Source organism: Bradyrhizobium sp. (genome assembly GCF_049798375.1).
GTDB lineage: Bacteria > Pseudomonadota > Alphaproteobacteria > Rhizobiales > Xanthobacteraceae > Bradyrhizobium.
This window is the reverse complement of record NZ_JBARGP010000683.1, coordinates 1-23,926: the sequence shown is the minus strand read 5'-3', so window position 1 is coordinate 23,926 and position 23,926 is coordinate 1. Positions and strand designations below refer to the sequence as shown.

Annotated in this window: 21 protein-coding genes and 1 pseudogene; 6 read left to right on the top strand and 16 right to left on the bottom strand. The window is 64.1% G+C overall.

The genetic code is table 11. The features are described from left to right. Nucleotides 1-237: 237 nt before the first annotated feature. The 5 genes from WA702_RS26635 to WA702_RS26615 form a co-directional block, all read right to left on the bottom strand. Nucleotides 238-1,077 carry an aldo/keto reductase gene (locus WA702_RS26635; RefSeq protein WP_425113527.1) on the bottom strand — a complete coding sequence of 280 codons (840 nt, stop codon included), beginning with the start codon at nucleotides 1,075-1,077 and terminating at the stop codon, nucleotides 238-240. 171 nt (nucleotides 1,078-1,248) lie between these two features. Next, nucleotides 1,249-3,945 (bottom strand): molybdopterin-dependent oxidoreductase, encoded by a 2,697-nt coding sequence (locus WA702_RS26630; protein ID WP_425113526.1) that lies wholly within the window; start codon nucleotides 3,943-3,945, stop codon nucleotides 1,249-1,251. Nucleotides 3,946-3,962: 17 nt separating this feature from the next. Continuing rightward, entirely contained in the window at nucleotides 3,963-5,171 is a 1,209-nt protein-coding gene (locus tag WA702_RS26625; protein ID WP_425113525.1) for an NAD(P)/FAD-dependent oxidoreductase, read from the bottom strand. Nucleotides 5,172-5,183: 12 nt separating this feature from the next. Beyond that, nucleotides 5,184-5,609 carry a globin family protein gene (locus tag WA702_RS26620; RefSeq protein ID WP_425113524.1) on the bottom strand — a complete coding sequence of 142 codons (426 nt, stop codon included), beginning with the start codon at nucleotides 5,607-5,609 and terminating at the stop codon, nucleotides 5,184-5,186. 90 nt (nucleotides 5,610-5,699) lie between these two features. Then, nucleotides 5,700-7,082 (bottom strand): MFS transporter, encoded by a 1,383-nt coding sequence (locus tag WA702_RS26615; protein WP_425113523.1) that lies wholly within the window; start codon nucleotides 7,080-7,082, stop codon nucleotides 5,700-5,702. Nucleotides 7,083-7,474: 392 nt separating this feature from the next. Here WA702_RS26615 and WA702_RS26610 point away from each other — a divergent pair, with 392 nt between their 5' ends. Together WA702_RS26610 and WA702_RS26605 are read left to right on the top strand one after the other, a co-directional pair. Next, complete coding sequence (locus tag WA702_RS26610; RefSeq protein ID WP_425113522.1) at nucleotides 7,475-8,749, top strand: serine hydrolase domain-containing protein; 1,275 nt, start codon at nucleotides 7,475-7,477, stop codon at nucleotides 8,747-8,749. Between the two features lie 354 nt (nucleotides 8,750-9,103). Next, on the top strand, nucleotides 9,104-10,576 hold the full coding sequence (locus WA702_RS26605; RefSeq protein WP_425113530.1) for an HWE histidine kinase domain-containing protein: 1,473 nt from the start codon (nucleotides 9,104-9,106) through the stop codon (nucleotides 10,574-10,576). Nucleotides 10,577-10,798: 222 nt separating this feature from the next. Here WA702_RS26605 and WA702_RS26600 read toward each other — a convergent pair whose 3' ends face one another. Both WA702_RS26600 and WA702_RS26595 read right to left on the bottom strand, forming a co-directional pair. After that, nucleotides 10,799-11,533 carry a cytochrome c biogenesis CcdA family protein gene (locus tag WA702_RS26600; RefSeq protein ID WP_425113521.1) on the bottom strand — a complete coding sequence of 245 codons (735 nt, stop codon included), beginning with the start codon at nucleotides 11,531-11,533 and terminating at the stop codon, nucleotides 10,799-10,801. A gap of 263 nt (nucleotides 11,534-11,796) precedes the next feature. Next, nucleotides 11,797-12,072, bottom strand: a complete 276-nt coding sequence (locus WA702_RS26595) for a hypothetical protein (protein ID WP_425113520.1) — start codon at nucleotides 12,070-12,072, stop codon at nucleotides 11,797-11,799. A gap of 461 nt (nucleotides 12,073-12,533) precedes the next feature. On the opposite strand from WA702_RS26595, the gene WA702_RS26590 reads away from it, so the two are divergent. The 3 genes from WA702_RS26590 to WA702_RS26580 all read left to right on the top strand — a co-directional run bounded on the left by WA702_RS26590 (nucleotide 12,534) and on the right by WA702_RS26580 (nucleotide 15,391). Further along, nucleotides 12,534-13,673 carry a LysR family transcriptional regulator gene (locus WA702_RS26590; RefSeq protein WP_425113519.1) on the top strand — a complete coding sequence of 380 codons (1,140 nt, stop codon included), beginning with the start codon at nucleotides 12,534-12,536 and terminating at the stop codon, nucleotides 13,671-13,673. A 29-nt stretch (nucleotides 13,674-13,702) separates the two neighbouring features. Further along, nucleotides 13,703-14,074 carry a helix-turn-helix domain-containing protein gene (locus tag WA702_RS26585; RefSeq protein WP_425113518.1) on the top strand — a complete coding sequence of 124 codons (372 nt, stop codon included), beginning with the start codon at nucleotides 13,703-13,705 and terminating at the stop codon, nucleotides 14,072-14,074. Nucleotides 14,075-14,572: 498 nt separating this feature from the next. Continuing rightward, nucleotides 14,573-15,391 carry an enoyl-CoA hydratase gene (locus WA702_RS26580; protein WP_425113517.1) on the top strand — a complete coding sequence of 273 codons (819 nt, stop codon included), beginning with the start codon at nucleotides 14,573-14,575 and terminating at the stop codon, nucleotides 15,389-15,391. Here WA702_RS26580 and WA702_RS26575 read toward each other — a convergent pair. The 3 genes from WA702_RS26575 to WA702_RS26565 all read right to left on the bottom strand — a co-directional run bounded on the left by WA702_RS26575 (nucleotide 15,388) and on the right by WA702_RS26565 (nucleotide 19,064). Further along, nucleotides 15,388-16,470: an isocitrate/isopropylmalate dehydrogenase family protein gene (locus WA702_RS26575; protein WP_425113516.1), complete on the bottom strand. Its 1,083-nt coding sequence runs from the start codon at nucleotides 16,468-16,470 to the stop codon at nucleotides 15,388-15,390. The two genes, WA702_RS26580 and WA702_RS26575, sit on opposite strands and share 4 nt — an antisense overlap. A 124-nt stretch (nucleotides 16,471-16,594) precedes the next feature. Then, complete coding sequence (locus WA702_RS26570; RefSeq protein ID WP_425113515.1) at nucleotides 16,595-17,662, bottom strand: alcohol dehydrogenase; 1,068 nt, start codon at nucleotides 17,660-17,662, stop codon at nucleotides 16,595-16,597. Between the two features lie 241 nt (nucleotides 17,663-17,903). Next, nucleotides 17,904-19,064, bottom strand: coding sequence for a CaiB/BaiF CoA transferase family protein (locus WA702_RS26565; protein ID WP_425113514.1), 1,161 nt, complete (start codon nucleotides 19,062-19,064; stop codon nucleotides 17,904-17,906). Between the two features lie 256 nt (nucleotides 19,065-19,320). On the opposite strand from WA702_RS26565, the gene glgA reads away from it, so the two are divergent. Then, nucleotides 19,321-20,751: a glycogen synthase GlgA gene (gene glgA / locus WA702_RS26560; protein WP_425113513.1), complete on the top strand. Its 1,431-nt coding sequence runs from the start codon at nucleotides 19,321-19,323 to the stop codon at nucleotides 20,749-20,751. Nucleotides 20,752-20,776: 25 nt separating this feature from the next. Here the strand turns inward: glgA and WA702_RS26555 are convergent, their stop codons facing one another. The 6 genes and pseudogenes from WA702_RS26555 to WA702_RS26530 all read right to left on the bottom strand — a co-directional run. Further along, complete coding sequence (locus WA702_RS26555) at nucleotides 20,777-21,244, bottom strand: PaaI family thioesterase (protein WP_425113512.1); 468 nt, start codon at nucleotides 21,242-21,244, stop codon at nucleotides 20,777-20,779. Nucleotides 21,245-21,277: 33 nt separating this feature from the next. Further along, complete coding sequence (locus tag WA702_RS26550; RefSeq protein ID WP_425113529.1) at nucleotides 21,278-21,568, bottom strand: helix-turn-helix domain-containing protein; 291 nt, start codon at nucleotides 21,566-21,568, stop codon at nucleotides 21,278-21,280. A 120-nt stretch (nucleotides 21,569-21,688) separates the two neighbouring features. Beyond that, a pseudogene (locus WA702_RS26545) lies at nucleotides 21,689-21,838 on the bottom strand (Ada metal-binding domain-containing protein); the annotation flags it as partial. Between the two features lie 93 nt (nucleotides 21,839-21,931). Continuing rightward, nucleotides 21,932-22,027: a hypothetical protein gene (locus tag WA702_RS26540; RefSeq protein ID WP_425113511.1), complete on the bottom strand. Its 96-nt coding sequence runs from the start codon at nucleotides 22,025-22,027 to the stop codon at nucleotides 21,932-21,934. Nucleotides 22,028-22,190: 163 nt separating this feature from the next. Continuing rightward, complete coding sequence (locus WA702_RS26535) at nucleotides 22,191-23,426, bottom strand: MFS transporter (RefSeq protein WP_425113528.1); 1,236 nt, start codon at nucleotides 23,424-23,426, stop codon at nucleotides 22,191-22,193. Nucleotides 23,427-23,609: 183 nt separating this feature from the next. Continuing rightward, nucleotides 23,610-23,926 (bottom strand): PRC-barrel domain-containing protein (locus WA702_RS26530; protein ID WP_425113510.1); only part of this gene is annotated, 317 nt, incomplete at its 5' end.

Below are 23,926 nucleotides of genomic sequence, written 5' to 3'. Positions count from 1 at the left end.
GTTTGAGGCGGTGGTGGTGCCGATTGCGTCTCAGGCAAAGCTGCCGGCGCGTTAGATCGACGTGCAGCAGCGCCTTGTGGCGGGGTCACGGGCTAACTCGACTATCGAAATGGGCACGACTCAGGGGCGAAGCCGCAAAAAACGATAATTGTCACGCGCCGACAACCCGTAGAATCAGGCAGCCGATATGCGCTGCCGGGCGGCCGTAGAAATCCCGGATCGCGCGTGATCGCTCCGCTACAGCATCGGCAGGCCACGCGGCCTGGCACCGCGCGGAAAAGTCTGGTCGAGCGCCGCGATCTCATCCTTGGTCAGCTCAAGGGCCCCAGCAGCCGCATTCTCGGCAGCATGCTCCGCGCTGGAAGCCTTGGGGATTGCCAGCAGCGCGGAGCTGCGGGTGAGGAAGGCCAGCGCCACCTGCCGCGGCGTCGCGCCATGGGCGTCTGCAACGCGCTGCAGCAGCTTGCCGCCGGCGCTGCTGCCAGCGGGAAAATCATCGTGGCCGAACGGCGAATAGGCGACCACCGCGACACCATGCCGCTCGCACCAGGGAAGCACGGCGTGCTCGATCGCGCGCTCTTTCAGATGATAGAGCACCTGATTGCAGGCGATATTGCCCTCGCCGGCGACCTCGTGCAGCTCGTCGAGATCGTCGACATCGAAATTGCTGACGCCCCAGCTGCGGATCTTGCCGGCGCGCTTCAACTCCTCGAATGCCGCGACGGTGTCTTCGAGCGGAGAGGAGCCGGGCCAGTGCAACAGATAGCAGTCGAGCCGATCGGTGTTGAGCCGCTTCAGCGAGCGCTCGCAGGCCGTCACGGTGCCGCGGCGCGAGGCGTTGCTCGGCAGCACCTTCGAGACCAGGAACACCTCGTCGCGACGGCCGGCGATGGCGTCGGCGATCACGAGCTCGGCCTCGCCATACATCTCGGCAGTGTCGATATGGCTCATGCCGAGATCGAGCCCGCGCTGCAGCGCCGCGATGGCGCGTTGGCGATCGCCGCGGTCGAGATACCAGGTCCCCTGCCCGATCACCGAGGTGCTCGGATTGCCGGTCCCGAATGCTTTCTGTTCCATGCAACGAGCATACCCGTCCTTTCGGGACGCTGTCACCACATCCACGTCATTCCGGGGCGAGGCCGCAGGCCGCGAACCCGGAATCCCGCTATTGCGAAAATGAATGCAAGCCAACGTCGAGATTCCGGGTTCGCTCGCGTTGCGAGCGCCCCGGAATGACAATGTGTGAGCTTAGCTTGCCGCGGCCACTGGTTCGGTCCGCTCCGTCTCGGCCTGCGCGATCAAGCGCTTCATCTCCGGAATGCAGGAGCCGCAATTGGTGCCGGCGTTGAGCTTGGCGCCGATTGTCGCCGACGTCCGGGCGCCGGCGGCGATCGCATCGCAGATGGTGTTGCGGCCGACGCCGAAGCAGGCGCAGACGATCGGGCCGGCGCTCGCGCCGCCTTCAGCCGCGCGCCCCGACAACAATATCCGCCGCTGGTCGTCGCTGAGCACGTCGGCTGCGAACAGCCCCTTCACTACATTCCAGTCGCCAGCATCGTGGCCGGGCCCAACGAACACGCACATCTGCAGCCGTTCGCCGGCAAAAGCCGCGGCACGATAGATGCCGCTGCCGGCGTCGGTGTATTCGGCGACGTCTTCAGCGCCGTGCGCGTGCAGCCAGGAGGTCCAGTGTGACAGGTCTCCATTGTCGGCGAACAGATAACCGTAGCCGCCCTCGATCGCCGCGCGCGCCCACCACAGCTTCTGCGGAAGCTCCAGCCCGGTGCGCGACAGCACGAAGCCGCGGAAAACAGATTCGTAAGGCGCGATCGCAACCGGCGTCGCCTTGGCCTCGGGCTGGCCGGAGAACGGATCGGTGTGCGATGCGACCAGCGCCCCGACCCGTCCATGCGAGGCATTGCTGGCATTCCAGTGAATGGGAGCAAAGAGCATGCCGCGCTGCTGCCACTCGCTGACCACGACCTTGAGGATGCACTGGCCGTGATCGGTGGTGAGCCGCGCAAAGCCATCGTGAACGATGCCGTATCTCAGCGCATCATCGGGATGGATCTCGACATAGGGCTCCGGCAGGTGCGCGCCGAGCCGCGGGCTCAGGCCCGTGCGCGTTATGGTGTGCCACTGGTCGCGGATGCGCCCGGTGTTGAGCCGCAGCGGCCGCGCCGGACTGATTTCGCTGCGCAGCGCCGGCACCTCCGGTGCGATGAAGCGCCCCCGGCGATCATTGGTGTAGAAGCCGCCCTCCGCGAAGAAGCGCTGCAGCGGGGCTGAGCCCTCGCGCAGCGGCCACAGCACCGGCGTCAGCGCGTCATAGGCCTCGTCCGAGATTGTAGCCAGCGCGCCGATGTCGAAATCGCGGCTGCCGTTGTTTTCGAACGCCGACAGCGCCGCATGCTCGCGGAATACGTCCGCCGGAGATTTGTAGTCGAAGGCGGCGCCAAAGCCGAGCCGCTTGCCGACCTCGCTCAGGATCCACCAGTCCGGCTTGGCCTCGCCGGGCGCGGCGAGAAAGCCGCGCTGGCGTGAGATGCGACGCTCGGAATTGGTGACCGTGCCGCTCTTCTCCCCCCAGGCCAGCGCGGGCAGCAGCACGTGCGCGCCGGCATCGACGGTGTCGTTGGAGGGGACGTTCTCGGAGACGACGAACAGCTCGAGCTTCTTCAACGCCGTCCGCACCAGGTCGGCATCGGGCAGCGACACCGCCGGATTCGTGCCGATCACCCACAGCGCCTTGATCTCGCCGCGCGCGATCGCCTCGAATGTCGCGACCGCCTTCAGTCCCTCATGGGTGGCGATATCAGGCGCCTTCCAGAACCGGCGGACGCGATCGATGTCCGGCGGCGTGAACGCCATATGCGCGGCGAGCTGATTGGCGAGACCGCCGACCTCGCGGCCGCCCATCGCGTTGGGCTGGCCAGTCAGCGAGAACGGCCCGGTGCCCTCCTTGCCGATCCGCCCCGTGGCGAGATGGCAGTTGATGATCGCGTTGACCTTGTCGGTGCCCTGCGCCGACTGGTTGACGCCCTGCGAGTACAGGGTCACCACGCGGGCGGTGTCGCGAAACAACTTGAAGAAGGCGTTGACATCGGCCTCGGACAACCCGGTTGCGAGTGCGGTCGCCGCAGCGCTGCCGGCGATCGAGCGTGCCCGCGCCAGCGCCGCGTCGAAGCCCGAGGTGTGGTTGTCGATATAGTTCTGATCGAGTGCACCGGTCTCAGCGAGATGCGCGAGCAGCCCGGCGAACAATGCGGTGTCGGTGCCGGGCCTCACGCCCAGGAACAGATCGGCTTCACTGGCGGTGTCGGTGCGCCGCGGATCGATCACGACGAAGCGAGCGCCCCGCGCCTGCTTGTTGACGAGCATGCGCTGATACAGCACCGGATGGCACCAGGCGGCGTTGGAGCCCACAAACACCAACAGATCCGCCTGCTCCAGATCCTCATAGGTGCCGGGTACGGTATCGGCGCCGAAGGCGCGTCGGTGGCCAGCGACCGAGGATGCCATGCACAGTCGCGAATTGGTGTCGACATTGGCCGAGCCGATAAAACCCTTCATCAGCTTGTTGGCGACGTAATAGTCCTCGGTCAGCATCTGACCTGAGAGATAGAACGCGACCGAGTCGGCGCCGTCGCGTGCAATGATGTGCTGCAGGCGGTGCGCGACATGGTCGAGCGCATCGCTCCAGTCCACCCGTTGCATGGCGCCCTTGCCGCGGATCATCGGATGCAGCAGGCGGCTTTCGAGCCCGAGCGTCTCGCCCAGCGCCGATCCCTTCGAGCAGAGCCGGCCGAGATTGGCCGGATGGTCAGGATCGCCTGATATGGCGGCACTACCGTTGCCGTCAGGCGTCGCGAGCACGCCGCAGCCGACGCCGCAATAGGCGCAGGTGGTGCGTGTGGTCTGCAGGTTCGGATCGACCTCGGTCATGGTGTCGAAGCTCCTCGTCACGCCGCTTTGGCCGGCGCACGGCCAAACATCATCTCGGCCCGGATCGCGCCAATCGGTTGCCGCGTGCGGATCAGATCGAGATACCAGAGCGCATCCTGGGTCTCGCCGATCAGCACGGCGCCGGCCAGCCGGCCGTCCGCGATCACCAGCTTCTTGTAGACGCCGCGCCTGGCATCGTTCAGCACGATGGCCTCGCTGCTATCGCTGCCTGTGAAGTCACCGGCCGAGAATACGCCGACGCCCGAGACCTTCAGATTGGTCGCGACCACGCTGCCTTGATAGCTTGCCTCGCGCCCGGCCAGATGTTGCGCCAGCACATGGGCCTGCTCATAGGCCGGCTGGACCAATCCGTAGCAGGTGCCACGGTGCTCGGCGCATTCGCCGAGTGCGAAAATATCCGCCTCGCTGGTCTGCATATGATCGTCGACCACGATGCCTCTGACGACATCGATGCCAGCGTCCTTCGCCAGCGCGATGTTGGGACGAATGCCGGCGGCAAAGATCACCGCCTCGGCGTCGATCATGCGGCCACTGGCCAGCTCGACGCTCTCGACGCTGGTCTTGCCATGGATGCGCGCGGTGTTGGAGTTGAGCAAAACCTCGACGCCCTTGCGCTCGACCAGCGCCTTCAGCAGCGCCGCTGCCGGCCCATCGAGCTGGCGCTCCATCAGCCGGTCCATCAGATGCAGCAAAGTGACCTTCGACCCGGCCTTGGCCAGACCATAGGCAGCCTCCAGGCCCAGCAGCCCGCCGCCGACCACGACGACGCGCTTCCGCTTGACGGCCAGCGTCAGCATGAGATCGGCGTCGCGGCTGTCGCGGAAGGTGTAGACGCCGGCAAGCTCGCTGCCCGGCACATTGAGCCGCAGCGGCATCGAGCCGGTGGCAAGCACAAGCTTGGAGAACGGGACGCTCTCTTCGTTCTCGATCTTCAGCTCGCGGCGGCCGACATCGATCTCGGTGACAAGCGTGTTGTACTTCAGCGTGACGCCGTGGTCGCGCCACCACGACGCCGGCTTCAGCTCGATGTCATGGGAGGCGACCTCGCCGGCCAGCACCGACGACAGCAGCACCCGGTTATAGGCCAGCCGCGGCTCGGCGCCGATCACGGCGATCGCGTAGCGGCCGAGCGCGGTCTTCGACAGCTCCTCGGCCAGCTTGGTCGCAGCCATGCCATTGCCGACAATGACGAGCGGTTCACTCACGGCTCGGCCTCCCTACTCTGCGGCCTGCGCCGAACCGTAGGCTTCGGCGATCATGTATTCGGACAGCGTGCCATAGGCGGCGATCCAGGCGGCGGCGACTTCGGGCGTCCATGCGTCACCCAAGCCCTTTTCGAGCGTCCACAGCAGTGCCGCGCCGACGACCGGATAGTGCTCAGGGCGCGCACCGTAATTGACATGGCGCTTGGCGAGCGCGCTCGCCGGCGGCAGCACGGTTTCGAGATTGCTCAGCCCATTCACGACCACCGCAAGCGTCGTCATCAGCTTCTTGCGCTGCTCGGTGAGGTCGTTCGGAAACATCTCGCGGACCTGAGGCGCCACCTCAAACAGGCGATCGTAAAAGATGATCGCAGCCTGGTCGGAGATCGGTGCGACCTTGGCGAAGGAATCCTGGACCAGCTTGATCTGCGAAGGAGTCATGTGGGCGATCCTTGTGTTTGCAGGGAAAGGCCTTTGGTCATCCGGTGCGGACGGCGGCGCGCGCCGCCATCCGCACCGGAGAGAGCGTGATCAGATGCGCGCTTCCGCGAGGCTCGGCGCACCCGCCGTCTGCGGGTTGCGGCGCAGGTAGAACCACCAGGTCATTGTCAGGCAGATCGCATAGAAGGCGAGATAGACGACAAGCGCGGTCTGCGGACCACCGGTCGCCGCAATCGACTTGCCAAAGCCGCTCGGGATGAAGTAGCCGCCGACCGCACCGATCGCGCCGATGAAGCCGACTGCAGCGCCGCTCTCGACGCTTGCGGTCTTGAGCGCAGCCGCGCGCGCGACCTCGCCCTGGCCCTTGACCTTGTGCAGGTTCTCCTCGCGGAAGATCGAGGGGATCATGCGATAGGTCGAGCCGTTGCCGATGCCTGTCGTGACGAACAGGACCAGGAACGACATCAGGAAGCCGGTGAAGTCTTTGGCGCCGACGAAATAGAGCACGCCGACCGTCGCCGCCACCATCGCGATGAAATTAAAGAACGTCAGGATCGCGCCGCCGATCTTGTCCGCGAGCAGGCCGCCGAGCGGACGCGCGAGCGAGCCGACCAACGGGCCGAGGAAGGCGATCGAGATCGTCACCGCCGGAAACTGCGTCTTGATCAGCAGTGGAAACGCCGCGGAGTAGCCGATGAAGGAGCCGAAGGTGCCGATATAGATGATCGACATCACCCAAGTGTGCTTGCGCTTGATGATCGCGAGCTGGTTCTTGATCGATGACTTGGCCGAGGTCAGGTTGTTCATGAAGAGCACCGCGCCGAACACCGCGATCGCGATCGGCACCACCCACATCAAGCCGGCGTTTTGCAGATAGACGCCGCCGACCGGATTGGCCTGGTACAGGTTGATGAGGCCGAGCCCCATCAGGATCGGCGTGAGGAGCTGGACGCTGGAGACGCCGATATTGCCGCCGGCCGCGTTGAGCCCGAGCGCCCAACCCTTCATCCGATCAGGATAGAAGAAGGAGATGTTGGTCATCGAGGAGGCGAAATTGCCGCCGCCGAGGCCCGCGGTGCAGGCGATCAGCAGCATCAGCCAGAACGGCGTTTCCGGATGGCTGACGAAATAAGCCAGTGCCAAGGTCGGAATGAACAGCACCGACGCGGAGAAGATGGTCCAGTTGCGGCCGCCGAAAGTGGTGACGGCGAAGGTATAGGGGAAGCGCATCAGCGCGCCGATCAGACCGGGTACTGCGACCAACTGGAACAGCTCGTCGGTCGAATAATGGAAGCCGGCCTGCGGCAGCTTGGTCGCGACGATCGACCAGATCAGCCAGACGGAAAAGCCGATATGCTCGGCGACGATCGACCAGATCAGATTGCGCCGGGCAATTGCCTTGCCCGTGTTGGTCCAAAAGGTCTGGTCTTCGGGATTCCACTCCGAGATCCAGGCCGGATTCTGCTCTCTCATTGAGATGTCCTTCTCATGCGCGCACGTGGGAGTGCACGCTCTGGGGAGGCCCCAGGCTGCCTATTTCAGATGTCTGGTGATGCGAGCTCGGGCGACGGCGTCGGTGGCGTCGGACACAGCTATTCAAGCTTCGTGCCAACGCGTGCGTTGCCGAAATTCTATAAAGATCAGCAATTTATGAAGGATCGCGGAGCGATTCCGTCGCGCCGACTCGCATCTAAAATTTGCGGTTCGCCCACTTCCTGTGCGACGCACAAAAAGTAGGCGGGGCATCACGTCTCGCAAGAGCTGCTTCACCAAGGCAAGAGCGGATCAACTTTCCTCTGTTCCCTGACAGAGCCCGCCGACTACGGTAACAGATATCAAACGCACCAAAGCCACGGAGACGCCTGATGCTCGCCCCCACTCCCGCCTCACCCGACTCCGTCGGCATGTCCAAGGCAGCGCTCGACCGGATCGATGCGCATCTCAAGCAGCGCTATATCGATTCCGGCCGCTTCCCCGGCACCCAGCTGACGATCTATCGCCGCGGCAAGATCGTGCACGCGAATTCGCAGGGCTATGCCGACGTCGAACGCAAGGTGCCGGTCAAGGACGACACCATCTACCGCATCTATTCGATGACCAAGCCGATCACTTCGGTCGCCTTCATGATGCTGGTCGAGGAAGGCAAGGTTGCGCTCGACGAGCCGGTCGCCAAATACATTCCGGAATGGAAGAACCTCGGCGTGTTCGTCGCCGGCACGGCGCCATTGTTCCTGACCCGCCCGCCGGTTCGGCCGATGCTGATCGTCGACCTGCTGCGCCACACCTCGGGCCTCACCTACGGCTTCCAGCAGCGTTCTAATGTCGATGCCGCCTATCGCGAGTCAAAGATCGGCACGGTGGAGAAAGCCGGCACGCTGCAATCGATGATCGATGATCTGGCGAAGATCCCGCTGGAATTCTCGCCTGGAGAGGCCTGGAATTATTCGGTTTCCACCGACGTGATCGGCTATCTCGTCGGCAAGATTTCCGGCATGCCGTTCGAGCAGTTTCTCAAGCAGCGCATCTTCGAGCCGCTCGGCATGAACGACACCGATTTCCACGTGCCGGCGTCCAAGGCGCAGCGGCTCGCGGCCTGCTATTCGGTCGAGGCCGGCGGTGCGCTGAACTTCCTTGCCGCCGACCGCAAGCCTGGCCTGGCGTTGCAGGACGATCCGGCGACCAGCAGCTTCCTGGCGCCGCCGGACTTCATTTCAGGCGGCGGCGGATTGTGCTCGACCACGGCCGACTACCTCACCTTCTGCCGTGCGCTGCTCAATGGCGGCGAGCTCGGCGGCGTCCGCCTGCTCGGGCCGAAGACGCTGAAGCTGATGACGTCGAACCATCTGCCTGGCGGCGTCGACCTGCCAGCGCTGTCGCGCTCGATGTTCTCGGAAGTGGCCTACAACGGCGTCGGCTTCGGGCTCGGCTTCTCCGTCACCCTGGATCCGGCCAAGACGCTGATTTCCGGCAGCGTCGGCGAATATGCCTGGGGCGGTGCGGCCTCGACCTCGTTCTTCATCGATCCGGTCGAAGAGCTGATCATGATCTTCATGACGCAGGTGATGCCGTCGAGCGCCTACCCGGTCCGCCGCGAGCTGCGCACCATGGTCTATTCGGCTATCACCGAGAGCAACCTGTAGGACAGATCCATGTGGGGCGTCCGTGGCCGCAGCGCAGCGGCCGGAACCGCCGCATGGAATTCGAAAGACGCCCCGCTCGCTAAAAGGCCTATTTCAAAAGACTTGGCGAAGCTCGTCCGCTTCACCTATGCTGACGGCGATGTGAACGGGTGCGGCCAACTTCGCCTTGTGAAAGCCGCCAGGTCCGCCCGACATATCGCCCATCTCCTGCATTGTGTGCCCTGCCGGTCTTCCGGTGCCCGTGGTTCGGACTCCGCGTCCGCAGATTGAGTCATGAAACGAGCGACCGAAAAGGAGCGCCAGTCGCCGAGACTTTCCCTGCCGGTGCGGCTCGCCCTTCTGGTTGCAGGGACGATGCTGCCGCTGATCATCTTCGCGGTCGGTCTCGTCTTCCACTATTACATGCAGGACCGCCATGAGGCGCAACAGCGCGTCATCGACACTGTGCGCAGCGTCCGCCTCACGCTCGATGCCGAGATGCAGCGGATGACCGGCGGCTTGCAGGTACTGGCGTTGACCGACTCCCTGCAAGCCGGCGACTTCGCGCGCTTCCGCCCGATCGCGATGGGCTTTCTCGACCAATATGGCAGGGGCGGAACGATTCTGGTTGCCGACCGGGACGGGCACCAGGTGTTCTCCTCCAATACGACCGACACCAAGAGCCTGCCGCCGCGCAACAACCGCGAGATCGTCGACCGGGTGTTTCAAACCCAGCAGCCGCAATATTCCGATCTCTTCATCGGCGTGGTGAAGAACAGGATGATCGTCACGGTCGAGGCACCGGTATTTCGCGCCGGCGAGGTGATCTACGAGATCTCCTTCAGCCCGCCGATGGCGATGTTCCAGACCATGCTGGAGAAACAGCGGCCGAGCACGGACTGGACGCTCTCGATGCTGGATCGCAGCGCCACCGTGTTCGCGCGCGTCCCCAATCCGCAGGACACGATCGGCAAGCGTGCCTCGCCCTCTCTCTATGAGGAGATGCAGCAGAAGCACGAGGCGATCTTGTCGACCGTGTCGCTGGACAACGTACCGCTGATGTCGAGCTTCACGCATTCGGAGCTCACCGGCTGGGTCGTCGCGGCAGGCATCGCCGAAAATTCGCTGGTCGCGCCGCTATGGCGAAATCTCGCCATCACCAGCCTGATCGGCGGCATCCTGCTCGCCATCGGGCTTGCTTTCGCGGTCAGGATGGCGACCACCATCGCGCGCGGCGAGATGCTGCATGATCTGTTGATCGAGGAGCTCAATCACCGGGTCAAGAACACGCTGGCGATCCTGCAGGCGATCGCGGCGCAGACCTTCAAGAGCGCGAGCCGGCTGGAGCGCGAGAAGTTCGAGGGACGGCTCGGCGCGCTCGCCGAGGCGCACAATTTGCTCAGCAAGGAGAAGTGGCAGGGCTCCGAGCTCGACGAAGTGATCGCACGCGTGCTCGAGCCCTACCGGCTGAACGCCCCTGATCGCGTCAGGATGTCAGGTCCCAAGGTGCCGCTGTCACCGCGGCTTGCGGTGGTGCTGTCGATGATCGTGCACGAGATCGCGACCAATGCCGCCAAATATGGTGCGCTCTCCAACGACATCGGCACAGTCGAGCTGGCCTGGAGCGTGATCGCCGAGGACGATGGCGCCAAGCTGAAGGTCGCCAAGCTGAAGATGGTCTGGCAGGAAAGCGGCGGCCCGGTGGTGACCGCGCCGATCCGCCACGGCTTCGGCTCGCGCCTGATCGAGCGCAGCGCGCGCGACCAGCTGGGCGGCGAGGCCACCGTCGATTTCCTGCCGCGCGGCGTCGTCTACAGCATCACCTGCGCGCTGGAAGAGCCGAGTTGAGGCGATGGGGCAATTAGACTAGCGACCGGGTTCGGCAACGGAAGTCCACCTCTCCCATTGAGGAGAGGTCGGGTGCATCGCAAGATGCGATCCCGGTGAGGGGTTGCGATCTCCCGTTGAGGCGAGCCCCTCACCCGATCGCTGCGCGGTCGACCTCTTCCCTCTGGGGAGAGGTCGACCAAATTCGCGGACGCGTCCTGGCTTCAATCAGCCATATCGGTCCTACCCGAACGACTGCAGCGACGGAAACGTCTCCAGCAGCCAGATCGAGAAGGTCGAGACGGTGCCGGTGAGGAAGCCGATGCCGGCTGCGATCATCAGCACGCCCATCGCGCGTTCGACATTGACCAGTTGGCCGCGCATGCGCTTGAGTAGTTCGGAGAACTGCTCGATCATGAAGGCGGCGATCAGGAAGGGAATGCCGAGGCCCGCGGAATAGACCGCGAGCAGGCCCGCCCCCTTGGCCACCGTCGCCTCGGCGGCGGCGATCGACAGGATCGCGGCCAGGATTGGACCGATGCATGGCGTCCAGCCGAATGCGAAAGCGAGACCCATGACATAGGCGCCCCAGAGCCCGACCGGCTTTGGAATCGACATCCGGCCTTCACGCATCAACAGGCTGATCCGCGTCAGCCCGAGGAAGTGCAGGCCCATGATGATGATGACGATGCCTGCGAGGATCGAGAGCTGCTGCGACCAGGCGCGGATCAGGCCGCCGATCAGCGAGGCGCTGGCCCCCAGCATCACGAACACAGTGGAGAAGCCGAGCACGAACAGCAACGCCGAGAGCATCACCGCGCGTCGCGACGAGGAGACCTTCTCCTCGCTCTCGATGTGCCCGATGGTGGCGCCGGTGAGATAGACCAGATAAGGCGGGACCAGCGGCAGCACGCAGGGTGACAGGAAACTGACCAGACCGGCGATCAGCGCTGCCGGAATCGAGACGTTTTGAATCATGAAAATCGACCGCCAATATCCCATTCGCCAGGAGCATCCGCGGCGCCGTGTGCGGATATCAATCCGCCAGTCGGCCACGGATAAACCCCGTGTCAGCTTTTGCAGCGGATAGCGGCAATACGCAATGGAGGGCGGACAAGTTACGGCGTGCGTTCGCGGCTCAGCCACGATGACGCCGATCACAAATGCGCCATCGTGGTGCGTGCACCGCGCACGGAAATCTGAGAGAACGCTCCCGGCAGGCCTTACGTGAGCAGCAGGCCCTATTTGACCAATCGGAGCAGCGGCGGCCGCCGCTGTCCCGGCTGCACCTTGGCATCGCGGAGGCGCTGCGGATCGTCGGCGTGCAGCATCTCGTCGCAGAGGGTCTTGAGGTCCTCGTCGTCGATGTGATTGAGCTTCATCCGCAGCTCAAGCACGGCAACCGAGATCAGCTGCGCCGTCTCCTTGTTGCCGGCCGCCAGCAGCGCCGCCCGGCACTGCTCCAAGGTGGCAAGAACCGCAAGCATCTGGTCGTCTGAATTGGCCACAGGCGTCATTCCGTTCTAGCTTGCGACGAGTGCGGACGGGACGGTCCCGGCTCGCGCATGGCTCTCAGATGCATCATGTCGTTCCCCCAATTCGTCAGACCAGGTTCCGGCGGACAGAGTGGCCCGCGATCCCCATTGCCGGCCGCCGGCGCACCGGCTGCGCTCAGCACCATCCCCCTTTGTCGCCGCGACGAACCTCCCACGAGAATAACACGAGCTGTAGCCGTCTCCGAATACCATTTGATCGCGATCGTGCCGAAAACCGGGACGAGTCGCGGGGATCGCATGGCTACGCCACCATGCCACGGGCCGAGCGGCCGGCAGCGGGGCGGTAGAGCCATGCGGCCTGGACAACTGGCTTGCGTGTGATGCATTGGGCTATCGATAGGCATAACTGTGAAATTCCGTGGCGCCGAATCCGCCATGGCCGTAGTTTAACGGCGGTAGTCTAGCAGGCGGAAAGGGCTTGTATGCGTGTTGCGGTGGAACAGGGCGTTCCTCAGGAAGAACGCCCTGAGACGGTTCCCGAGAGATCGCCATCCGTCGGTAAACCGGTGCCTGGCAATGCCGCGTCAACGCGCGTGACGCCCGGCAAGGCTGCAGCTGCCAAGCCCGCGCTCGGCAATTTGACGGATTGGGACGCGGCGCGCATCTTTCTCGAGGTGGTGCGCTCCGGAAGCTTTCGCTCGGCGGCCGAGCGGCTCAGCCTCTCGATCAATGCGGTGCGCCGTCGAATCGGCGATTTCGAACGTCAGGTTGGAAGCACGCTGTTCACGCGGGACGTCCATGGCGCACGCCTGACCGATGAAGGCGCGCTGGTGGTCTCCGCGGTCGAGCGGATGGAGGCGGCTTCGTTCGAGCTTCTGCGGGCCGGCGATGGATTGGCCAACGCGGCGTCCGGCGAGGTCAGGGTTGCGGTGACCGAAGGCCTCGGCACCTTCTGGTTGGCACCGCGGCTGGTCGAATTCCAGCAATCGTTTCCGAATATCCTGGTCGACCTCTATTGCGCGATGCGCTCGGCCGACGTGTCGCGGCATGAAGCCGACGTTGCGATCCATCTGTCGCGCCCTGCCGCGCTCGACGTCAAGCTGGTCCGCCTCGGCCGCATGCACCTGATGTTCTTCGCGAGCCAGAAATATCTCGACAGACATGGCGCGCCGAACACGGCCGAAGACCTCGCCAAACATCGCATCGTGATGCAGATCGCCGATGAGGCCGCCGCCAACGAGGCCTTCGCGACCTTCTTTCCCGGCCACGACCAGCGCGACCTCGTCGCCATGCGCACCAATGTTTCGAGCGCAAACTACTGGGCAGTCGCGCATGGTGCTGGAATCGGTGTATTTCCTACCTACGCTTGTGCGTTAGGAGGGAAGATCATACCTCTAGAGGTTGATTTGCGCTGGTCATACGATATTTGGCTGTCCTATCATGCGACCAGCGGCCGCATCCCTAGGGTGCGTCATATGATCGACTGGTTGGTGGAAGCCTTTAACCCTGGGAAGTACCCGTGGTTCAAAGACGAATTCATTCATCCACGGCAACTTAAAACAGTATATATGGGTGAACCCCTGACCCATCTGTTCGGGGGATTTTCGACCGAAGAACGGTAAGGACCAGGATGAAAACAGCGGCAAAGAAAATGAAGCAGCGTAGCGCCGGCAAGCCCGACATCGAGCTTGGCAAGCGTATCCGGCTGCGGCGTGTCGAACAGAAGATCTCGCAGGCTGAGCTCGGCGAGAAACTTGGTGTCAGTTTCCAGCAAGTTCAGAAGTACGAGAAGGGCGTCAACCGTGTCGGCGCTGCGCGTTTGCAGTCGATCGCCACTGCGCTCGACGTGCCCGTTACCTTCTTCTACGACGGCGACAACAAGGCACGCGAAGTCGAGAGCCTGCTCTTCCTCGATAGCGCTTTCAGCCTGCGGTTGCTGCGCGCCTACAGCAAGATCAAGGACCAGACCGTGCAGCGTCAACTGGTGTCCTTGATGGAATCGATCGCAGCCAACGAAGAATAGGTTCATGCACGTCTGACCTCTCAGGCTTCGGCCCGTCAGACACGCGACCCTGTTTTGAGGGCAACAACTTCGCTCGAGGGTGCATCTTGGGGCGCCAGGCGTTTTGCCGACTCGGGCGAGTCCACTTTTGGCCGCCGCGCCGAGCGGTTGCTTTGTCGATCACCTGGCCGGATGTTCCGGCCGGCATCGATCCCGATGACAGGCGTTGGCGTCGCCGCGGCGTCGACCTCTCTGCCATCAGAGGAATGACCGCATTCCTGCTTTCCCTCGTCCTCAGCGCCGGTCGGCTGTGTCATGCCACAACTGATGCTGGTCTCCATGCGAACGACCTCACATTCATCTGACATTTTTTGAAGCCTTTGGTCCAAGCTCCTGAATCGGAGCGTCCGCCGCAGCGGTCTCATTTGATCGCGTGGCAATCGATGCGTTGACGGCACGGCCGGCACCGTGAACGATGCGAGGGATGTCCCGTCCCTCAACGCGGATCCAAGCACCGTCATGTCGAAGACCTCCGAGCTCGAAACCTCGTTCGCCGATGGCAAGATCCTCAAGCGCAGCAACGGCGGCGTCGGAATCGTCACCTTCAACAATCCCGAGAAGCGCAACGCGGTGTCGCTCGACATGTGGGAGGGGCTCGGCCATGCCCTGACCGAGCTGCGCGATGATGCCAATGTGCGCGTGGTCGTGCTGACCGGCGCCGGCGACAAGGCGTTCGTCTCGGGCGCCGATATCAGCCAGTTCGAGAAGAATCGCCACAACGCCGAGGCCTCGGCGGATTATTCCAGGCGGAGCGCCGCGCAGCGCGCGCTGCTCGCCGATTATCCGAAGCCGACCATCGCCTGCATCCGCGGCTTCTGCCTGGGAGGCGGCCTGCAGATCGCGATGCTGGCCGACATGCGCTTCGCCGCCGAGGACAGCCAGTTCGGCATCCCCGCGGCGAAGCTAGGCATCGCCTATGGCTATGACGGCCTGAGGAATCTGGTCTCGCTGATCGGGCCGTCGCAGGCGCGGCTTCTGATGTACACGGGGGCGCGGATCGGATCGGCCGAGGCGCTGCGGATCGGGCTGGTCGACCGCGTCATGGCTGATGACGACCTCATATCCGCGACGTCGGAGATCGCCCACACCATCGCCAACAATGCACCGCTTGCCGTTGGCGCCGCCAAGCTGACGATCGCCGAGGTGCTGAAGGACGAAAGCCGCCGCGACATGAACGCCATCAAGCAGGCCGGAATCGCCTGCATGGATTCGGAAGACTTCCGCGAGGGCCGCCGCGCCTTCATGGAAAAGCGCAAGCCGCTGTTCAAGGGACGCTAGTCCAAGGCGTCCAGCACCGCCTTGGTGACGTCGACGGTGCCGGCTTGGCCACCAAACTCGAACGGCTTGAGGCCGGACGCATAGATCTGGTCGACCGCGGCCGTGATGCGCTCCGAGGCCTCGGCCGCGCTCTCGATGCCATGCGTATCGGCGAGCCAGTCCAGCATCATTGCGGCGGAGAGGATCATCGCGGTCGGGTTGGCCTTGCCCTGCCCCATGATGTCGGGCGCGGTGCCATGGCAGGGCTGGAACACCGCGTGGCGGTCGCCGATGTCGGCCGACGGCGCCATCCCCATGCCGCCGATCAGGCCCGCGGCGAGATCGGACAGGATGTCGCCGAACATGTTCTCGGTCACCAGCACATCGAAGTCCCAGGGCCGCTTCACCAGCATCAAGGCGCAGGCATCAATGTAGAGCCGCTCCGCCCTGACGTCCGGATGATGCGAAGCGACCTCGTCGAAGATCTCGCGAAAGAACGCGAAAGCTTTGAACACGTTGGCTTTATCGACGCAGGTCAAGGTGCCGGATCGGCCACGGGCACGGCGCCGTTCCGCCAGCTTGAAGGAAAACTTGAACAGACGCTCGGAGGTGTTTCGGGTGATGACCAGCGTCTCGCGGGCTTCATCCTTGGTGACAACACCCTTGCCCATCGAGGCGAACAGGCCTTCGGTCGATTCGCGGATCACGACGAGATCGATGCCCTTTACCTCGGCGCCGACGATCGGGCTCGGCACCCCCGGGATCAGTCGCGCGGGCCGGACGCCGGCATAGAGATCGAAATGGAAGCGCAGCTCGATCTGCGGCGCGATCTCGGTGTTGTCAGGGTAGCGCACCGATGGCAGTCCGCAGGCGCCAAGCAGGATCGCATCGGCCTTCTCGCACAGCCGGATGGTGGTCTCCGGCATCGAGACGCCGGCCTGCAGATAATGCGTCGCGCCGGCCGGCGCCTCGCTAAAGCGGAACGACAGCCCGGCCTTGGTCTCGATCTTGCGCAGCACCTCCAATGCCGGCCGCATCACCTCCGGGCCAATGCCGTCGCCGGGAAGCACCGCGATGTGGAGCGTGTTGGAGGCGGGCATGGGGGACCTCGATATATGCCGCCGTCATTGCGAGCGAAGCGAAGCAATCCAGAAAGCGCCAAAGGAAGTCTGGATTGCTTCGTCGCTGACGCTCCTCGCAATGACGACGGAAAGACTGTTGGCCTTACGGCGTCAGCACGGCGCGACCGACCAATTTGCCCTTCTGCAGATCCGTCAGCGCCTCATTGGCCTTGGCAAGCGGCAAGGTCGTGACCGGGATCGGCGCGATCTTCTTCGCGCGCACCAAATCCAGCAGCTCCTCGGTCTCGCGGAGATTGCCGACATAGCTGCCCTGGATGGTGATCGCCTTGATCGGGATCAGCGGCAGCGCCCATGGCGCGCCGCCGCCGAACAGGCCGACCATGACGAGCTTGCCGCCCTTGCTCAGGCAATCGAAGCCGAGCTGGGCAGTGGCGGCATTGCCGACCAGGTCGATCACTGCACGGATCGGCTGGCCCGCCTTCTTGATCAGCTGCTCCAGCGCATCCGGCGCCTTGCCGTCGACGGTCGCGAGCGCACCGGCCGCTTCCGCCGCCTCGCGCTTCCTGGCGTCGATATCGACCACGATGGCGCCCTTGCCGCCCATCGCCTTCAACAGCGACAGCGCCATCAGGCCGAGACCGCCGGCGCCGAAGATCACGATCGAGCTGTCGAAATCCTGCTCCACCTTCTTCAGCGCGCTGTAGGTGGTGACTCCAGAGCAGGCGTAAGGCGCGGCGGTGACGGGATCGAGCCCCTTGAGATCCAGCAGATAGCGTGGATGCGGCACCGTCATGTGGTCGGCATAGCCACCGTCGCAATAGACGCCGAGCGAGGCCGGCTTCAGGCACATGTTCTCGTCGCCAGCGAGACAGGTGGCGCATTTGCCGCAGCCGATCCAGGGATAGACCAGTGCGACGTCACCAGCCTTGAGCCCGTGCTTGTCGGCCTCGGAGACATCGGGACCGAAGGCCACGATCTCGCCGACGCTCTCATGGCCCATGATCCGCGGCAGCGCCACGCCGCGGTCTTTCAACGACAGCGGCTTGCGGCCGTGGCCGAGATCATAGCCGCCTTCCCAGATGTGCAAGTCGCTGTGGCAGACTCCGGCCGCCTTGACCTTGATCAGGACCTGGGTGCCCGACGGCTGCGGCGTCGGCTCGTCGACCTCCGCCAGCGGCGCGTTGAAATCGGTGACCTTGAAGCTCTTCATCTCTCACTCCGCTCGGAGCCCGCGCGCTAGGGATCGCGCACAAGCAAATGCAAACGAAGGGAAACCATGCTGCTTGTCGCGCAACATGAGCGCGACCCCGCTCCATCGCCGTTTCCCCTCAGGCGTCGTGTCCGGTTGTCCGAACAGGTTCGTCATGTACCAGGGACATTGGCGGCAAAAGCGAAGGGCGGCAAGCTCCGCTCGTCATGCCTCCCTTCACCAAATGTCGCAGCTTGCGGCCTCAGGGCTTGCTCAGGCCAACCTCTGCGAGCACCTCATCGGTATGCTCGCCGAGCGCGGCGGCCAGTGACCCGGCCGCGACCTTCGCCTCCGACATCCGGAACGGCAAATTAAGTACCCGGAAGGTGCCGCCGGCATCCGCGACCTCGGCCAGCGCACCGCGATGGGCGAGCTGCGGATCGTCGAGCGCCTCCGCCACGGTGCGATAGGCCGAGCTCGGCACACCGGCATCATTGAGCGCCGCCAGGCATTGCGTTGTGGCGAGCGGCTTCGACCAGACCTCGACCCCGTCCATCAGCGCCACCCAGTTTGCCCGCCGGTCGGAATATCTGGCAAACAGCGGATGGCTCACCCAGTCGGGCTGGCCGATTACGCTCATCAGGGTCTGAAAGCTCTTCTCGCTGGCGATCGCGATCATCACATAGCCGTCGGACGTGGCCACCGGACTGAACATCGGCCGCTGCGCCGGCGCGACCTCGAATTGCGACCACTGGATTTCGTTCAGGGTCAGGGTCAGCATCGATTCCAGCATCGAGCAGTCGATGTGCTGGCCGCGGCCGGTCCGCTCGCGCTGATAGAGCGCCGAGGCGATGGCGCCGTAGGCATAGGTGCCGGTCACGACGTCGGCGTGATAGATGCCGCAATGGTCGGGCCGGCTGCGGCCCGGCTGATAGGCTAGGTGAGCCATGTCATAGCCGGAGGCGGCATGGATGACCGGCGCATAGGCCGGCAAGGTCGCGGATGGGCCAGTCTGGCCATAGCCCGAGATCGAGCAATAGATCAGCCGCGGATTGATACCCGCGAGATCATCGTAACCAAGCCTTAACCGTTGCATCACGCCAGGGCGAAAATTTTCGACCAGGACATCGGTGCTGACGATGAGCTTCTTGATCGCTTCCAGACCAGCCTGAGACTTCAAATCGAGCACGACGCTTTTTTTGCCGGCATTGAGCTGACCGAAGGCGGTGGAGCAGCCGTTGCGCACCGGGGCACGGCTGCGCATCGTTTCGCCTTCGGCTGACTCGATCTTGATCACCTCGGCGCCCATATCCGCCAGCATCCGCGTGCAATGAGGGCCGGCAATGGTGGTCGAAAAATCAAGTACGCGCAGCCCCGCGAAGCCGCCTGTCAAATTCCGCTCATCGAAATGACCTATAGTCACCAACACACCTCCCGCTGATCTCTGGAGCTTCCTATTTACATCGCACGCCCCGCGAGGCCCGACCTCCCGGCGACCACTTTGGATTCCGCGGACCGATCGCCACATGGGTCCGATGCCGCGCGACCCTAAATCGAACTTTTGCGCGTCAAAAGCGTTTTCTCTTGGCCGTCTCCCCGAACGCTCGCGTTCAGGTTGATCGTTCAATTTGGATCTTTTCTTGCATAGGTATTCCATGGGGCTTGATCGAGGACATCTCTTGAGGGTTCTGTTTGTAACGACCGAAATGGACGACTTCGTCCGTGTCGGAGGCTTGGCCGCCGTTTCAGCCGCGCTTCCGCGGGCACTCCGCGCGCACACCGACGTCAGGATCATGTTGCCCGGCTACCGCGACGTGGTCGAGCAACTCACCCACATCGAGATCGTCGGCCAGTGCGAGGCGCTCGCCGAGATGCCGGCCTGCTCGCTCGGGCGCTCGTCGACCCGCGACGGGCTGCCCATCTATGTTCTGCTTTGTGACCAGCTCTATGACCGGCCGGGCAACCCTTACGGCGACGAGAATGGCCAAGACTGGCCGGACAACGACATCCGCTTCGGTCGCTTGGCTGCCGCAGCCGCTGAACTCGCCGCGGGCACGCTGGACAAGGACTGGGCAGCCGATCTCGTCCATGCCAATGACTGGCAGGCTGCGCTGGTCCCGGCCTATCTGGCCTGGCGGGGCATCGAGGTTCCCTCGATCCTGACCATCCATAATCTCGCCTACCAGGGCCTGTTCCCGCGCGAATCGCTGCGCCGGATCGGTGCGCCGGAATCGTCCTTCCACATCGATGGGCTGGAGTTCTACGACAAGCTCTCGTTCCTCAAGGGTGGCCTGATCTACGCCTCGCATCTGACCACGGTCAGCGCGACCTATGCCCAGGAGATCACAACGCCGGAGCTTGGCTGCGGACTGGAAGGCCTGCTGCGCGGCCGCTCCAACGCCCATGAGCTAACCGGCATCCTCAACGGCATCGACGAGAGCTGGGATCCGCGCCATTGCCAGCAGCTCGCCCAGCAGTTCGCCGCCGGCGATTGGGACGGCAAGCGCGCCAACGCCGACTATATCCGCAAGCAGTTCGGGCTCGCCGTCAACCGAGGCCCGATGTTCGGTCTGGTCGCGCGCCTGGTGCACCAGAAGGGCATCGACCTCGTGCTGGAGGCGGCGGACAAGATCGTCGAGGCCGGCGGCCAGATCGTCGTCACCGGCAGCGGCGAGCCCGCGATCGAGCGCGCGCTGCTGGATGCGCATCGCCGTCGTCCCGATGCCATCGGCGTCGCGATCGGTTTCAACGACGCGCAGGCACGGCGCATCTTCGCCGGCAGCGACTTCACCTTGATGCCATCACGCTTTGAGCCCTGCGGCCTCAGCCAGATGTATGCACAGCGCTTCGGCTCGCTGCCGATCGGCCATCAGACCGGAGGCCTGGCGGAGACCATCACCGACGGCGAGACCGGCTTCCTGTTCACGCAGCCGTCGGCGGAATCGTTCCTTGGCGGCGTACGTCGGGCCTTCTCCGCCTTCATGAGTACGGACCGGCTCAACGCCATGCGTCACTCGGCAATGGCCCGCTCGTTCAGTTGGGACCTCTCGGCCGCCTGCTACAGCACGTTGTATCAGAAAACCATCGGGCTCAGGGCGGAGGCGGCCTGACACAACAATGGCCCAGGCCGGTGGCTCAACTCTGGAAAACGAGACAGGTCGTGGTCCCGTGGGCGAGCAACCGGCCTTGCGTGTCCGTGACCCGTCCCTCGGCGGTGCCGATGCGACGACCGCAGTTCAAGACTTTGCCCTCTGCCAGAATGAGACCGGTCTCGGGCGTGATGGGGCGCAGCAGGGAAATCTTGAACTCCAGGGTTGTCTGGGCAACCCCCTTGTCCAGCATCGACTGGACGGCAAGCCCCATGCAGCTATCGAGCAGCGTCGCCGGGAGGCCACCGTGGACCGTGTCCGCCGGATTGAGGTGGGCGTCGGTCGGCACCAGCGCGATGACGACCCGGCCGCGCTCGGCCTCGGTCACATCATAACCCACGGTCCGGGCGATCGTGTTGAGAGGCAGCGCACCACTGACCAGCCCCTGAACGAACTCCAGCCCGCTTATACGGCTTTGCTGATCGGTGCTGACGGTGCCGTAGGTCTTCGGCATGGGTCGTCCCCCTTCTCACTTTGAGTAATCGGTTCAGAAACGCCTGTTTCGGAGCGCCGATGGCGAGCGGCCGTAAAGCCGCGCGAACGCGGCGCTCATGCGCCTTGCGCTCGAAAAGCCGGCGCGCTCTGCGACGAGCGCAATCGGAAGGTCGGTCGCATCGATCAGGCGCTTGGCGCGCTGGACCCGCCGCGATAGCGCGACCTGCAGCGGCGACGCATCCAAATGTTCGGCAAACAGCCGCGAGAGATGGCGGGCGCCGACGCCGAGACGATCAGCCAAGGTCGTGACGTCACCATGATCGAGCGCTCCCTGCTCGATCATGGTCAACGCCCGTCCGACTGTGGTCCGCGTCCCTTTCCACGCCGGGCAGAATGGCGCAGTCTCCGGACGGCAGCGCAGGCATGGCCGGAAACCAACGCGCTCGGCCGCGGCAGCGCTGCGATAGAATCTCACATTGCGTGCAAGCGGCGTTCGCGCCGGACAAATGGGACGGCAGTATACGCCGGTGGTCGTGACCGCCACGAATACGACACCGTCCCAGGTGGGATCGCGGCGGCGGAAGGCTTCGTATTGTGCGGCGGGATCAAGCATGGGATCCCTATAGAGTCGATCACATCCAACGACGAGCAACCTGCAAAGATGACGTCCGAAAACGACCGGTTGGCGTCTTCCGGGAAACCGGACTCAAGCGGCGTCAACAATCAGCTTCTTGGCGGCCTGAGCAAGTAGTCCCGAGCGCGTAAAGCCGTGGGCTTCTGCGCACTCACCGATTTGAGCCAAGACGTCTTCCGGCAAAATTACGTTGACGCGGACGATTTTTGGCGGATCATTTCACGGATACCAGAACAGCACACCAGATCGACAATAATGTCCCTACTGTCCGAAGCTCCTTAAACATCAACGCTGGCTTTGGACGGCAGCCCACGCCCGTGCTGTGCGCAGCTCAATCAGCCTGCTCGCGCTGCCGCGTCTCCGGCATGAACAGCGCAATCACGATGAGCCCGACAAACGCCACGCCGGATAATCCGGCAAAAGCGTAGGCGCTTCCAAATTTGTCGCTGACATAGCCGGCCAGCACCGTCGAGAGCGATGCGCCGATGCCGGTCGCGGTGCCGACGATGCCCTGCGCCAGATTGAAATGGCCGCTGCCAAAGGCGACATCGGCGACCGTCAGTGGGATCATCACGCTGAACACTGCCGCGGTGATGCCATCGAACAGTTGCACCGCCACCAGCAGGTAGGGATCGTGCACGACCGCGAACAGCAGGCCACGGATCGTGAGCGCGGCGAAGCCGAGCAGCAACAGCGGCCGCCGACCGAACGACTGCGCGACGGCGCCGACCGAAGGCGAGGCCAGCGCCACGATCGCCTGCGGCACGACGATGCAGAACGCGATCAGCACCGTCGCCCATTCGCTGGAGCGCGTCGTCACCACACCCGCCATCAGCGGCAGCATGGCGGCGTTGGCGAGTTGCAGCAGAAACACCCCGCAGGCGAAGATCAACAGCGCCCGCTGCTTCAACAGATTGAGCAGGCCGAGCGACAGCTCCTCCGGCGCCCGCTGCGGCGCGAGGCCGTGAGATCGCAAGACATCGACCTCGTTCTCGCGGATTCGCGACAGCGCGACCAGCGTTGGGAAGGCCAGGATGAAAGTGACCAGGAACACCGACCGGCTTGAAAGCAGATAGCCGGCGGTGCCCATCACGGCGGCTGCGACCCCGTTGCCGAGCGATGCAAAGCGCGCGTTGCGCCCGAGCCGCCGGGCCATGCCGACCGGCCCGACCAGCCCGAGACTGATCGCGGCGATCGCCGGTCCCAGCACGCAGCTCGCCGCGGCATGCAGCGTCGCCGCTGTCGCGACCACAGGAAAGATCGGCCAGGTCGCGTAGGCGAGCGCGCTGCAGCCGATCGTGGCGACCGCGAACGCCGCGACCAGCCGTTCCGATTTTGCGGCATCGATAATCGCGCCGCCCGGCATCTGCCCGATCAGGCCGACCACACCGCCGATCGAGAGCACGAGGCCGATCTGCGCCTGGGTCCATTTCTGCGTCGTCAGATACACCGCGATGAAGGGACCGAAGCCGGTTTGGACGTCGGCGAGGAAGAAGATGAACCAGTCGAGACCACGCAGGCTCTGCCGCGAGGGCACCGGCTTGCCGAGATCGGCGTGCCGTTCCATCACCGGCACGGCACGCAGATCCTCTGCCGCGTCGAGATCCGAAGCGGAATCGAGCCGATCAATCGATTTTGACGGCCGCGCAATCAGGGTGCCTCTCCTCGTCTCGCGTCATCTCCAGTGCATGGGCATCCACGCCCTGTCCCAACCCGTGCATCGACAGACCGATCCCACGTCAGCACAAACTCAATGGTCGAATTGCCAGGGCGACAGCTTTCCGGCCGCGCCGAGCACGACGATCGGCTTGTCCTCCTGATATTCCGGCGCCGCTATCACCTGCTCCTTGGTCAGATCGAGCGTGATGCTGTCGCCCTTGTTCGCGACACGCCCGAAATGCAATGCATCCCAATCGACGACGATCTTGCGGCTGCCGACGCCGAGGAAGCCGCCGAAATCGATCACAGCAGCCCGCACCATGCCGGAGCGGTCGACGATGACGTCGACGATATGGCCCATGTCCTGATCGGTCGTGCTGCGCACGTCCCGGCCCAGCACACCATGGG

Bases quoted from the DNA above. Each gene is read 5' to 3' on its own strand.
- WA702_RS26585 (WP_425113518.1), top strand. From the start codon at position 13,703: ATGAAGCAGCGTAGCGCCGGCAAGCCCGACATCGAGCTTGGCAAGCGT.
- WA702_RS26605 (WP_425113530.1), top strand. From the start codon at position 9,104: ATGCTGCCGCTGATCATCTTCGCGGTCGGTCTCGTCTTCCACTATTAC.
- WA702_RS26570 (WP_425113515.1), bottom strand. From the start codon at position 17,662: ATGAAGAGCTTCAAGGTCACCGATTTCAACGCGCCGCTGGCGGAGGTC.
- WA702_RS26610 (WP_425113522.1), top strand. From the start codon at position 7,475: ATGCTCGCCCCCACTCCCGCCTCACCCGACTCCGTCGGCATGTCCAAG.
- WA702_RS26635 (WP_425113527.1), bottom strand. From the start codon at position 1,077: ATGGAACAGAAAGCATTCGGGACCGGCAATCCGAGCACCTCGGTGATC.
- WA702_RS26620 (WP_425113524.1), bottom strand. From the start codon at position 5,609: ATGACTCCTTCGCAGATCAAGCTGGTCCAGGATTCCTTCGCCAAGGTC.
- WA702_RS26615 (WP_425113523.1), bottom strand. From the start codon at position 7,082: ATGAGAGAGCAGAATCCGGCCTGGATCTCGGAGTGGAATCCCGAAGAC.
- WA702_RS26555 (WP_425113512.1), bottom strand. From the start codon at position 21,244: ATGCCGAAGACCTACGGCACCGTCAGCACCGATCAGCAAAGCCGTATA.
- WA702_RS26600 (WP_425113521.1), bottom strand. From the start codon at position 11,533: ATGATTCAAAACGTCTCGATTCCGGCAGCGCTGATCGCCGGTCTGGTC.
- WA702_RS26580 (WP_425113517.1), top strand. From the start codon at position 14,573: ATGTCGAAGACCTCCGAGCTCGAAACCTCGTTCGCCGATGGCAAGATC.
- WA702_RS26590 (WP_425113519.1), top strand. From the start codon at position 12,534: ATGCGTGTTGCGGTGGAACAGGGCGTTCCTCAGGAAGAACGCCCTGAG.
- WA702_RS26595 (WP_425113520.1), bottom strand. From the start codon at position 12,072: ATGACGCCTGTGGCCAATTCAGACGACCAGATGCTTGCGGTTCTTGCC.
- WA702_RS26535 (WP_425113528.1), bottom strand. From the start codon at position 23,426: ATGGAACGGCACGCCGATCTCGGCAAGCCGGTGCCCTCGCGGCAGAGC.
- WA702_RS26575 (WP_425113516.1), bottom strand. From the start codon at position 16,470: ATGCCCGCCTCCAACACGCTCCACATCGCGGTGCTTCCCGGCGACGGC.
- WA702_RS26630 (WP_425113526.1), bottom strand. From the start codon at position 3,945: ATGACCGAGGTCGATCCGAACCTGCAGACCACACGCACCACCTGCGCC.
- WA702_RS26550 (WP_425113529.1), bottom strand. From the start codon at position 21,568: ATGATCGAGCAGGGAGCGCTCGATCATGGTGACGTCACGACCTTGGCT.